This is a genomic window from Spirosoma sp. KNUC1025, assembly GCF_045160025.1.
Lineage (GTDB): Bacteria > Bacteroidota > Bacteroidia > Cytophagales > Spirosomataceae > Spirosoma.
In genome coordinates this window covers 5,726,984-5,739,810 of sequence record NZ_CP087139.1, presented here as the reverse complement: position 1 = coordinate 5,739,810, position 12,827 = coordinate 5,726,984, and the positions used below count along the sequence as shown (strand labels likewise).

The window sequence follows — 12,827 nt, the reverse complement described above, 5'->3', positions numbered from 1 at the left end:
AATAATAGCTAAAAAACGGAGAGTGTAGCACACAATTGTGAAATAAATTTGTGGAACTATTAATTGAGGGAATATGAATAAGCTGGGAATGAACCTGTTCGTCTGGACAATGTCGATGGACGAAGACTTGTCGGAAACATTGTCATTCCTGAAAAAAAGCGGGTTTGATTTTGTGGAGGCTCCAATAAATGATGTTACGCTGGAGAAATGGGAGCGTATCGGTGCGCAATTGCAGGAGCTGGAATTAGGAGTGCAGACCTGTACCATTTGTGGCCCTGCGCACAGCCTGATTAGCCCCGATGAAGCCATTCGCCGGGCGGGCATTGATTACCTGAAAAAGGCGGTTGATTGTTCACGGGCCGTTGGCTCTTCGATTCTGATGGGACCGCTCTACGCAGGCTTCAAGGCATTTACCGGAAAACCTGCTACGGCCAACGAGTGGAAGTGGTCGGTGGAAGGGATGCGGGAAGTGGCCGAACATGCCCAGACGCAGGGTGTTACGTTAGCAATCGAGTACCTGAACCGTTTTGAAGTGTATCTGCTTACTTGCGCCGATGATCTTGTTCGGTACGTCGAAGCCGTGAATCACCCCAATTGCCGGGCTGCATTCGATACCTTTCACGCCAATATGGAGGAGAAAAACATCGCGGATGCCTTACGTCAGTGTGCACCGTATCTGGCTCATGTTCAGATTTCGGAGAACGACCGTTCCACACCGGGAAAAGGCCATATCAATTTCGATGAAGTATTTGAGGCTTTACAGGACATTGGCTACGAAGGCCCCATTGCTATTGAAGCGTTTGGGCCTAACCCGCCTGAACTGGCAGCCGCCACGCATATTTTTCGGCCCATGTTCGATTCGCCGGAGCAACTGGCAACGGACGGGCTGGCCTATATTAAATTACGAATGAGTGAATTAGTGAATGAGCGAATAAGCTGACGCGGCTCTTTCATTCAACCGCAAAGGCGGTCCATAATTCTATCATTCTATCATTCAACAATTCTATCATTACATGATTAACATCGCCATTGTTGGCCTCGGATTTGGGGCTGAATTTATCCCGATTTATCAGCGGCACCCCAATGCAAACATGTACGCCATTTGTCAGCGTAACGTCGAAAAGCTGAATGAGATCGGTGACGCCTACGGCATTGAAAAACGCTATAGCAACTATGATGAATTGCTGGCTGACCCTGCCGTCGATGCGGTGCATATCAACTCGCCGATTCCGAATCATGCCGAGCAGAGCCTGAAAGCCTTACGGGCCGGGAAGCACGTAGCCTGTACGGTACCGATGGCGACGAGCGTTGAAGACTGTATGGAAATTGTGAAGGTCACCAAAGAGACCGGCAAAAAATACATGATGATGGAGACCGTCGTGTACAGCCGCGAGTTTCTGTTCGTCAAGGAGTTATACGAAACCGGTGAGCTGGGTAAGGTGCAGTTTCTGAAAGCCAGTCACCAGCAGGATATGGACGGTTGGCCCGACTACTGGCCTGGTCTGCCGCCTATGCACTACGCTACGCACTGCGTTGGGCCGGTAGCGGGTTTGCTCAAACTCGAAGCCGACTACGTATCGTGCTTTGGATCGGGTACGATTCGGGAAGAACTGGCCAAAATTCATAACTCACCCTTTGCCGTCGAATCCGCCCACATTAAGTTTAAAAACAGCGATTTGTCGGCTTATGTCTATCGGTCACTGTTCGACGTAGCGCGGCAGTATCGCGAGAGCTTTGAGGTGTATGGCGACAAAAAATCGTTTGAGTGGCAACTCATTGAAGAAGAGCAACCCGTCATTCACACGGCCAAAAAACCGGAGCCAGAAATCCCTGAGAAGGTAACAGTACCCGACTACGCTCGCTTACTACCCGAAGAAATTCAACGCTTTACAACCAAAGGCGTGTATGATGCCGACGAGCAACAGCACTTATCGTTTACGCAGGGAGGAGGTCATGGTGGTTCGCATCCACACATGGTGCATGAATTTGTGTCGGCTATTGTAGAGGATCGGGAGCCATTCCCGAACGCGGCTCAGTCGGCCAACTGGACGAGCGTGGGTATTCTCGCCCACGAGTCTGCCTTGCAGGGTGGAAAGCTAATTAAGCTGCCAGATTTTAACGTGTAATACTGACCACTATGGTCGGTTATGGATACGACAGATACCTATGAAAAAAATAATCACTGCCGTCGCGTTGGTCGTAAGCCTCGCGCAATGTGCCCGGCAATCGGCTACGCAGACATCCGTTCAGCAAAAGTCGACGGCCGCCAATAAACCGCGCCGGACAGAAATTCTGTTTCTGGGCGATAACGGGCACCATCGTCCCATCGAACGTGTGCCCCAACTGATGGCTGCGCTGGGTAGCAAGGGAATTAACATCACTTATACCGACAAGCTGGAAGACCTCAATGCCGATAATCTCAACAAATACGACGGGCTGCTGATTTTTGCCAACTGGGATAGCATTCCCAAACCGCAGGAAAAAGCTTTGCTCGACTACGTATCGTCGGGGCACGGTATCATTCCGGTGCATTGTGCATCATTCTGCTTCCGCAACTCCACCGAGTACGTCGATAAAGTGGTAGGAGGGCAGTTCTGGCGGCATCGGATGGATACCATTCAAACGCGCTTTACCCAGCCGAATAACCCAATTGTAGCTAATTTGCCTTCTTTTAAAGCCTACGACGAAACCTATCTGCATAGCCATTTGCAGGCCGACAACAACGTACTGGCTGTTCGGGAAATCAAGGCTGATCAGGCAAAAGACAAACCCGACGCTAAGGAAGAACCGTATACCTGGACCCGGCAGTATGGCAAGGGCCGTGTGTTTTATACAGCCTATGGGCATGACGAGCGCACCTGGAGCCAGCCCGGTTTTCAGCAACTGCTCGAACGGGGAATTCTCTGGGCAGTGGGCGACGACATCAAAAAATTGCATGATGATCTGAAGCCACAGGCGTTTGCCTATCATGAAGCTGTTCTGCCTAACTACGAAAAACGGCCTGGGCCACAACTGGAGCAAAACCCGATGTCGCCTGAGGAGTCGATGAAGCACATTCAGGTGCCCGTCGATTTTACGCTGGACTTGTTTGCTCATGAGCCGAACGTAATGCACCCCATTGCTATGGCCTGGGATGAACGGGGTCGGTTGTATGCGCTCATTACCAAAGATTACCCGAATGAACGCAAACCCGAAGGCGGTTCCGACTACATCGTTATCTGTGAGGATACCGACAAAGATGGCAAGGCCGACAAGTTCACCAACTTCGCTGAAGGGCTGAGTATTCCGACCGGCATGGCGTTCGGAAATGGTGGTCTTTACGTATCGCAGGCCCCCCACATGCTGTTCCTGCAGGATACTAATGGCGATGACAAAGCCGACGTAAAGAAAATTGTGTTTACGGGCTTCGGTACGTTCGATACCCATGCCGGACCGAGCAATCTTCACTACGGATTCGACAACTGGATTTGGGGAAGCGTGGGCTATTCAGGTTTTAAAGGTAAGATCGGTGCCGACAGCGTTAAGTTCAGCCAGGGATTCTTCCGCTTCAAACCCGATGGGTCAAAACTTGAATACGTAACCAGCACCTCGAACAACACCTGGGGATTAGGTCTGACCGAAACGGGCGATATTTTTGGCTCTACCGCCAACAACTCGCACGGCTGGTATCTGGCCATCCCGAATCGGTATTTTCATGGCGCCCCGCATCTGCGGGAGAATGGAAGCCGTAGCACCGATACCCATAAAGACATGAAGCCCATCACCGAAAAAGTCCGTCAGGTGGACGTATTTGGTGGGTTTACAGCCGCTGCCGGCCATAATTTCTATACAGCGCGGGCTTTCCCCGAAAAATACTGGAACAAAATCGCCTTTGTGGCCGAACCAACGGGCCACATTCTTCACCAGAACGTAATGAAGAAAAACGGGACCGATTTTGAAGATGCCGAAGGCTTTAACCTGATGGCCGGTGCCGATGAATGGTTTGCGCCTGTATTTGCCGAAGTGGGTCCCGACGGGGCCGTTTGGGTGGTAGACTGGTATAGTTTCATTATTCAGCATAACCCCACGCCAAAAGGAGCCACCAACGGGTCGGGCAACGCTTACGAAACACCGTTACGTGACTTTACGCATGGCCGTATTTACCGGGTTGGTTATAAAAACGCTCCGGCTTATGCGCCCATGGCCTTGAGTAAAGACCGTCCGGCTGAACTGGTAGCCGCCCTGAAAAATACAAATATGTTCTGGCGGATGACGGCGCAGCGGCTGTTGATTGAGCGGAATAACAAAGACGTAGTACCGCAATTGATTGCGCTGGTAAATGATACGTCGCTGGATCAGATTGGCAATAACCCGGCGGCAATCCACGCCTTATGGACTCTGCACGGACTGGATGCCATGGGGCAGGAAGACGTACTACGGACGGCCATGAACGCACTGAAGCATCCGGCTCCGGCGGTTCGTAAAACGGTATTACAACTGCTGCCTGCTACCAACAGCCTGTCCGAAGCCGTGCTACGTAACCAGCTCTTGCAGGATAAGGAGCCCCTAGTGGTGCTGAACGCGCTGCTGGCCCTGTCTCAGTCGCCCTATAGCCCAGAGGCTACAGCGGCTGTCATTGCCCGGATGCAGCAGGCAAACGAAGTAAACGACCGTTGGTTACCAGATGCGTTTGCCAGCGTATTGACAGGGCATGACGGACAGTTGATGAAAACGTACCTGAAGCAACTCGCAACGAACGCGCCGACTCAGCCTAAGCCCACGCATGACATGGAATCGCACAATCATTCGGTTAGTAAAGAAGCTAATACGAATGTGCTGACGGCCTCTACGAGCAACAAGTCTTATGCGCCATCGAACCAGCCTGATTTGGTAGTGGCCGCCGTGCGGACAACACCGAATTCACCTTCCGTTCGGGAGCGTGCTCAACTGTTCATCGACGTAACGAATGCAGGTGGCGTAGCAATTCCGGAGGGAACGCCGATTCCGATGTCGGTTCGGATTGAAGGGCCGAAAGGAGCAGCCGAAGCCGCCAAGATTGATTTTGTGAGTGTTACGCACAACACGGGTATTAAACCCGGCGAAACTGTCACTATCAGCAAATCGAACAATGGCCCCTGGGTGGGCGATATGGGCGTGATGTTCGAGCGGGCAGGTGCATACACCATTACGGTTATGATGGATCGCGAAAACAAAATCGCGGAGAGCAATGAGCAGAACAACAACGCTACCCATACGCTGACATACCGGGCACCGCAGAGCATGAGTGCCTATGTACTGGAGCGGGCTACGCGTAGTTATGCATCCACCGCGCCGATTGATTCGGTTGTGGCCCTGCTACGGCAAACGCAGAAGTTAAATGCCGCCGAAAGCGAAGCGGTCGTTAAAGGGGTGACCGAAGGCTGGAACCTGAAACAGAAAGCCGTTATCCGGGAGGCCGATCAGCCGTTCCTGGCGAGCCTGACCAGTGCCGTATCGGCCGACAATCGCGAGCGTCTGAACCGGCTTTATGAAGCCTGGGGTATTACGAAAGCCGAGCCGGTTGATCCAAATGTTGAAGTCGTACGGATGAAAACGGTTCGCGAAGAAATGCGTTTCGACAAAAAAGAATTTAGCGTAACGGCGGGCAAACAGGTTGAAATTGTGCTTGAAAACCCCGATGCCATGCAGCATAATCTGGTGATCGGTAAACCCAAGAGTATGGAAGCTATTGGCGCAGCCGCCGATAAAATGATTACCGCTAAAGATGGCGCTGAAAAGAACTACGTACCGTCGATTTCGCAGGTCATTGTGGCGACTCCGCTGGTGAATCCCGATCAAACGTACCGCTTGAAATTCACGGCTCCCAGTACGCCCGGAGATTATCCATTTGTCTGTACGTTCCCCGGCCACTGGCGCATTATGAATGGCGTCATGAAGGTCACAAACGCCCGGACAGCGTCGGTGAGTAAATAACATCCATTCTGCATAAAGTCGAAGCGGTGGTGTCAGGTTTGAGAACCTGACACCACCGCTTCGACTTTATGCAGAATACCGAAAACCTATGACTAATAAAAAAGCCCGCTTAAGCGGGCGAACAAAGGGTAACCAGTCGGGAGCTACGCATTATCAGCCGTTGTATCGGCGGGTGCGGGCGTTGGGGCTGGCTTCGGCGTAGTTTTCGGGCGCGACGTAGCAGCAGGTTTTGGAGCTGGTTTACGCGGTGGGGCGCTGGCCGTTTTAGGCGCTACGTCCACTACAGTATCAGCAATAGAGTCGATCGCTTTATTCGCCGTACGTTTCGCGTTTTTCTCAGCCTTCGCTACGTTTTTCTTGGCTTTTTTCGCTTCTTTCTTTACTTTTTTGGCGGGCTTTGCGGCTTTCTTTTCCGCCTTATTCATCAGTTTAGCTAGTTTTTTCGCAAGCTTCTCGGCTGATTTTTCAATCGATTTCTTGATTTTTTTTGTAGCATCACCGGCATCGCTCAGTTTAGCTTCTATTGAACTGACGATCTCTGAAGCCAGCGACTTCTGTTTGTTTTTCAGGGTTTTGTTTGCCATGTGATTTGATGGGAAAAATTTACAAATAAATACGAAATTTTCGGGACAATCAAAAATTCAATGTTAAGTTTTCGTCACGTTTTCTGAAGAAAATCCCAGCATATAATTCCGGTGGTGACGGCTACGTTAAGCGAGTGTTTTGTGCCGAATTGCGGTATCTCAAGAACCACATCTGCCAACTGAACAACCTCTTCCCGAACACCTGTCACTTCGTTACCCAACACAAAAGCGTACGGTTTGTTTAGTTCTGGCTTAAAATCTGTTAGGGATACGCTTCCGTCGGCCTGCTCAACGGCGGCAACTACCCAGCCATCCGCCTGCAATTGACGAATTAAGGCTACTACATCCCCAACGTATTGCCAGTCGACCGACTCCGTAGCACCGAGGGCCGTTTTGGTGATGTCGCGATGCGGAGGTTGCCCGGTAATACCGCATAGATAAAGTTTTTGGGCTCGAAATGCATCCGCCGTCCGGAATACCGACCCGACATTGTTCAGACTACGGATGTCGTCCAGAATCAGGCAATAGGAGAATTTTTCGGCGTCTTTGAAATCATCGACAGAAAGCCGGTTCAGATCGCTGAGGGAGAGTTTACGAGGGGGCATAGATAAGCCAGCTATTGAAATTAAATAGCAAAGCTATAAATCAATTCGACCCGTTACTGCTTGACAAAGCGTGAACGCTGATGCTGACCATCCTGAGTCAGTACGTCTAGTATATAAGCTCCTGTTGGCAAACCCGATACGTCCACTGTAGATTGAGGACTTAGCTGCGAGGAAAGCTTACGGCCATGCAGGTCATACACCGTTACTTGCTGAATGGCTTTGCCACTTGACAATTGAAGCGTCAAGGGGCCAGTTGCCGGTGAAGGCCAAACGGAGAGCTTGGCCGATGAATTGTCGGGCTGATGACTAACCGAAATAATGTTGGAAAGGTGCACACTGCCGTCCAGGTCGACCTGCTTGAGCCGGTAATAGTTAATGGCTTCTGGCATATGGTCATCGGTGAAGCTATACTCGGTGTGTTCGTTGGTGGTGCCTTTGCCCGCTAAGCGGCCGATGGTTTCAAAGCTTTTAGCGTCAGCGCTGCGTTGAACCTCGAAGTGGTCGTTGTTGGTCTCCCAGGAAGTGGCCCAATGGAGTTGAGTGCCTGTTGCTTCAAGCCACTGGCCCGAAAAGGTAGTCAGATTAACAGGTAAAGCTGCATCGAGAGTGTAAATGTCAACATTACTTGAGCCATCCCCTGCAAACAGAATTTTGTTACCAACCTTGACTGCGGACAAAGGGCCTTTTGTTGTAGGAAGTTGGGCTGTTGACCATTGACTTGTTGTCAAATCGTAGATATCTACTACGTCAGAGGGTTGATTGTCTGATCCGTAGCCTCCCGCAAAAAAGAGTAAATTCCCTAGGGCAGCGGCTGATAAATTACGGCGAGCTTTTGAGAGCGAAGCTGTTGTCCATTGATTTGTTACAGCATCATAAATGTCGACCCTAGACGAAGCGCTTACAGCAACAGGGCCGCCAGAATAATCAGGTATTTGACCTCCTGCAAAGAATGCTTTACTGCCTGAACTTGTGGCGGCCAAATTACTGCGGGCTTCTGAGAGAGAGGCAGTTGTCCATTGATTTGTTGTAGCATCATAAATATCCACCTTATCCCGACTTATTTCTCCTCCCGCGAATAACACCTTTGTTTCTAAGCTGGTAGCTGCCATAGCAAATCTCCCCTGCGAGAGCGTAGCCGTTGTCCATTGATTAGTCACGTTATTATAGATGTCAACTATGTCACGTTCTGGGGAAATTCCTGCCTGATTAAAGCCACCGGCAAAGAAAATTCTATGGTCCAAACTAGTAGCAGCTAATGAACTGCGTGGAGAAGAGAGTTTAGCTGTTGTCCATTGGTTGGCTGTAAGATCATATATATCCACCTCGTCGCGCTCGCCGTTAAAACTAAGCGATCCTCCTGCAAAGAATGCTTTTGAGCCAATACTCGTCGCTGCACCACCTTCCCTGGGTAATGAGAGCGTAGCGGTCGTCCACTGCCCTGTCACTATATCGTATATATCAATCTGATCACTCTGTGCAGGAGCATGTGAGTATGTTGGAGTAAGATGTCCCCCAGCAAATATGGCTTTAGAGCCAACACTGGTAGTCATTACATTCGAGCGAGCCTGAGAGAGAGTAGCGCTGGACCATTGTTGTGCTAGAAGTGGACAACCACAAAAATAGCCTAAGGCAAAAACTACCAGGGATATGCGGAACGATCTGCTCATCTATAAGTGTTATTTTCAGCGAATCAAATATAATATAAAATATTCAATTATGTATTTATAGTGACATATGTGATGCGAGTGATTGACCAACCATCTGGTTGATAGCTATTTAAACAACATGTACAGGATTATTCCTAAGGTTAGACGTACTACAGATGTAGGCGTTACTTTTCAGTGCGTAAAATCCTTACGCATTAGATTCTTTTAAATTGTTTTGGAGTAACTGCCGAATGTCACGTAACGTATCACGGATTTCGGTAAGGAGTTTCTGATCGGTATTGATGGGTTGCTGGTTAGATCGGGTAGCGATCAGTTTCTGCCGTTGTTCGAGAATCTGGGTTCGGAACGTTTGCGCGTCTATAATGCCGATCAACTCCATATCGTTGGCCTGACTGGAATTCTGCCCGGCGGTTTCAAACTTCAGAATGCACAGATCAAAATAACGTAACACCGGACCGGCCACGAACGTAACGTCCTGAATGTTTTCGAGCGGAATGGTCTTCTCTACCTCCACTAGAATTCCTTTCCTGAAATGCAGCGAACGCTCGGTCAGCTCGCATTGAAGCTTGTGAAAATAATGGCGGCTCCACCACTGTCCTACGCCCAGAAACCAGATCGGCAGAAGGATAATCCCGATGACGGAAATGAACATGAAAAAGGCCACGTACAGCAGCATGTACGTACGGATAATCGGGTTAAAACGAACCGGCAGGGGAAATTGATTTTCGGGTTGATTCATGGAAAAATGGTGTTATGGGTTTGTATCGAAGCAGGGGTATAGGCCAGGAAAGTAGCCGTTTTTTCGGTAAAAATGACTATTTTTGTTTAAGACATCTCAACAAAATTCAGTGAAGACAGCCACCGCAGCAAAGCCACAAACCAAAAAGAACGAAACTCCTCTTAATCGCCAATACAACCAGATTAAAGCGAAATATCCCGGTGCGTTGCTGCTTTTCCGTGTCGGTGATTTCTACGAAACCTTCGGTGAAGATGCGGTTAGAGCCAGTAAAATCCTGGGTATCACGCTGACCAAGCGGAACAATGGCGGCTCGAATGAAGAACTGGCTGGATTTCCTCATCATTCGCTGGATACGCATCTGCCAAAACTCGTTCGGGCGGGTGAACGCGTAGCCATCTGCGACCAACTGGAAGACCCTGCGCTGGCAAAAGGCATTGTGCGTCGAGGTGTTACGGAATTGGTGACCCCCGGTGTTTCGTTCAACGATAACGTACTGGATACGCGCCGGAACAATTACCTGGCGGCTGTGCATTTTGGCAAAGGTGGAGCCGGCCATCCGGACGATCAGTTTGGCGTATCGTTTCTGGATATTTCGACTGGAGAGTTTCTGGCGTCGCAGGGTAATGCCGCCTATGTCGATAAACTGCTTCAGAGTTTTAATCCGTCGGAAGTACTGTATTGCAAACGAAATCGTCAGGAGTTCGGGCTACTGTTCGGGGATAAATTCCATACGTATACCCTCGAAGACTGGGCGTTTACGTACGACTTTGGCTACAATTTCCTGAAACAACATTTTCAGACGACCTCGCTCAAGGGGTTTGGGATTGAAGGCTTGCCCGATGGCATTGTTGCCGCTGGCGTTATCCTGCACTATCTCAACGAAACTGAACATAAAGACCTTCAGCATATTACGCGCGTTACGCGGCTGGAAGAAGATCGGTACGTATGGCTCGACCGGTTTACTATCCGTAACCTAGAGTTGACGGCCGCACAGCAGGAGGGGGGCGTTCCCCTGATTCAGGTGCTCGATCAGACTGTAACGCCAATGGGCGCTCGCTTGCTACGTAAATGGCTTAGCCTTCCGCTTAAAGAAAAAGCGTTGATTGATGAGCGATTGAATATGGTTGAGCTCATGACGGATGATGCTGATCTGACCGATACGCTGGTTAATCATCTGAAGCAGATTGGCGATCTCGAACGACTGGTTTCGAAAGTGGCTGTCCGACGTATCAGTCCCAGGGAATTATTGCAACTGAAACGTTCACTGCAACACGTACTGCCGATCAAGGAATTACTCATTACGGCCTTAAGTCAGAACGAATCGCCTTCCCTGAAAAAATACGCCGATCAGCTTAACCCGGTTGCATTTCTGCTGGATCGAATTGAAGCCGAACTGCGTGAAGACCCGCCGACGCTCTCGAATCAGGGGGGATGATCAAGCCCGGCATCAATGTTGAACTGGATGAGCTGACAGCCATTGCCTATTCGGGTAAAGATTATTTGCTTCAGCTTCAGGAACGCGAGGTGGAACGTACCGGAATCAGTTCGCTGAAAGTGGCTTACAATAAAGTGTTTGGCTATTATCTGGAAGTAACCCACGCCCACAAAAACCGTGTCCCCGACGACTGGATTCGGAAGCAGACGCTGGTGAATGCAGAGCGTTATATTACGCCCGAACTGAAAGAGTACGAAGATAAAATTCTGAATGCCGAAGAGCAGATTTTCCAGATCGAAGCCCGGATGTTTAATGATCTGGTTATAGCCGCTGGCGAATATGTTGGTGCCATCCAGCAAAATGCCCGAGTACTTTCTGTGCTGGACGTACTGGCTTCGTTTGCTCGGGTAGCAGTCAAGAATAAATACGTAAGGCCGCAGATCACCGAGAGTAAAGTGCTGAATATCAAAGATGGTCGGCATCCGGTTATCGAACAGCAACTGCCGCCGGGTGAACATTACATTCCGAACGATATTTATCTCGACGACGAAACGCAGCAGATCATCATTATTACCGGCCCGAACATGGCGGGTAAATCGGCGCTGTTACGTCAAACGGCGCTGATCGTACTGATGGCGCAGTCAGGTAGTTTTGTTCCTGCTACGCTGGCTGAAATCGGAATTGTCGATAAGATTTTTACGCGGGTTGGTGCATCGGACAACCTCTCACGGGGCGAAAGTACGTTCATGGTTGAGATGACCGAAACGGCTAGTATTCTGAACAACCTGAGCGAACGTAGTCTGGTGCTGATGGACGAGATTGGGCGTGGTACAAGCACCTACGATGGTGTGTCAATCGCCTGGTCTATTGCTGAATATTTGCATAGTAAAACCGATTGCCGCCCGAAAACCCTGTTTGCTACGCACTACCATGAGTTGAACGACCTGGCTAATGATAACGCGCGGATCAAAAACTACAATGTAGCGGTGAAGGAAATGGGTAATAAAGTGATTTTCCTGCGGAAGCTAAAGGAGGGGGGCTCTGAACACAGTTTCGGTATACACGTTGCGCAAATGGCCGGTATGCCCGCTCAGATTGTCAGTCGGGCAAACGAAATCCTCAAGCAGCTGGAATCTTCGCACGTGCGGGAGAGCAATAAAGAAAAAATCCGCGAAGCCGTTCCCGCCGAACGGGAGCTGGCGTTACGTATCATTGAAGCAGGCGACCCAAAATCGGAAGCCATCAAGGAGAAACTACGTACCATCGATGTCAACCGCCTGACTCCCATCGAAGCGCTGCTGAAGTTGAATGAGCTGTTGAAAATGATGGAATAAAATGGCTACTGTTTGTCTACAGAACAGTTTTTCGATGAACTCATTCGCTTTTATTTGTAAGTAGACTTCCAGAATAAAGCGTCCAGGCTCCACTTGCCAGCTCCGGTAAAAAAGAAGACTAGCCCCATCAAAACGAACATGAATGGGTGTTGGTCTTCATACCAGAATTTTCCGTGGCCTATGAAAAACGTAATGTAAAGCATGGTGCCAATAATAATCAGACAGGCAATTCTGGTAAGAAAACCGGCCGTCAGTAAGATACCCGCCACAAGCTCAGAACCTTTGCCAAGATAAACCATAAACGAAGGGGATGATGATTCTTTAAAAACATCCCAAACCGCATACTCTTTCATTTTGGTAGGGTCAAATACTTCCCATCCATGATAGATCAGGAGTAAGCCTACAACAATCCGAACAAACGTAAGGCCACCCTCCTGAAACAAACCTTCTGCTGATAAAAATTTCTTCATAAAAATGTAAGGGTAAGGTCATTAGACCCCAAATCAACGAA

8 protein-coding genes and 1 pseudogene are annotated in these 12,827 nt (G+C 49.5%); 4 read left to right on the top strand and 5 right to left on the bottom strand.

The window, feature by feature from the left end:
• Nucleotides 1–73 precede the first annotated feature (73 nt).
• From LN737_RS25085 to LN737_RS25075, 3 genes are all read left to right on the top strand, one after another.
• Nucleotides 74–940 (top strand): sugar phosphate isomerase/epimerase, encoded by an 867-nt coding sequence (locus tag LN737_RS25085; protein WP_405513083.1) that lies wholly within the window; start codon nt 74–76, stop codon nt 938–940.
• 73 nt (nt 941–1,013) lie between these two features.
• Complete coding sequence (locus tag LN737_RS25080) at nt 1,014–2,126, top strand: Gfo/Idh/MocA family protein (RefSeq protein ID WP_405513081.1); 1,113 nt, start codon at nt 1,014–1,016, stop codon at nt 2,124–2,126.
• A gap of 40 nt (nt 2,127–2,166) precedes the next feature.
• Entirely contained in the window at nt 2,167–5,952 is a 3,786-nt protein-coding gene (locus LN737_RS25075; protein ID WP_405513079.1) for a PVC-type heme-binding CxxCH protein, read from the top strand.
• 143 nt (nt 5,953–6,095) lie between these two features.
• On the opposite strand, the gene LN737_RS25070 is transcribed toward LN737_RS25075, so the two are convergent.
• From LN737_RS25070 to LN737_RS25055, 4 genes are all read right to left on the bottom strand, one after another.
• Nucleotides 6,096–6,536 carry a hypothetical protein gene (locus LN737_RS25070; protein WP_405513077.1) on the bottom strand — a complete coding sequence of 147 codons (441 nt, stop codon included), beginning with the start codon at nt 6,534–6,536 and terminating at the stop codon, nt 6,096–6,098.
• Nucleotides 6,537–6,610: 74 nt separating this feature from the next.
• Nucleotides 6,611–7,141, bottom strand: a complete 531-nt coding sequence (locus LN737_RS25065) for an RNA methyltransferase (protein ID WP_405513075.1) — start codon at nt 7,139–7,141, stop codon at nt 6,611–6,613.
• Between the two features lie 53 nt (nt 7,142–7,194).
• Nucleotides 7,195–8,691 (bottom strand): T9SS C-terminal target domain-containing protein, encoded by a 1,497-nt coding sequence (locus LN737_RS25060; protein ID WP_405513073.1) that lies wholly within the window; start codon nt 8,689–8,691, stop codon nt 7,195–7,197.
• Between the two features lie 304 nt (nt 8,692–8,995).
• Nucleotides 8,996–9,547 (bottom strand): PH domain-containing protein, encoded by a 552-nt coding sequence (locus tag LN737_RS25055; protein ID WP_405513071.1) that lies wholly within the window; start codon nt 9,545–9,547, stop codon nt 8,996–8,998.
• 109 nt (nt 9,548–9,656) lie between these two features.
• Between LN737_RS25055 and mutS the strand changes: the two are divergent.
• Nucleotides 9,657–12,316: pseudogene (mutS, locus tag LN737_RS25050) on the top strand (DNA mismatch repair protein MutS).
• A 50-nt stretch (nt 12,317–12,366) separates the two neighbouring features.
• Here mutS and LN737_RS25045 read toward each other — a convergent pair.
• Nucleotides 12,367–12,786 carry a DoxX family protein gene (locus LN737_RS25045; RefSeq protein ID WP_405513069.1) on the bottom strand — a complete coding sequence of 140 codons (420 nt, stop codon included), beginning with the start codon at nt 12,784–12,786 and terminating at the stop codon, nt 12,367–12,369.
• Between the last annotated feature and the right edge of the window lie 41 nt (nt 12,787–12,827).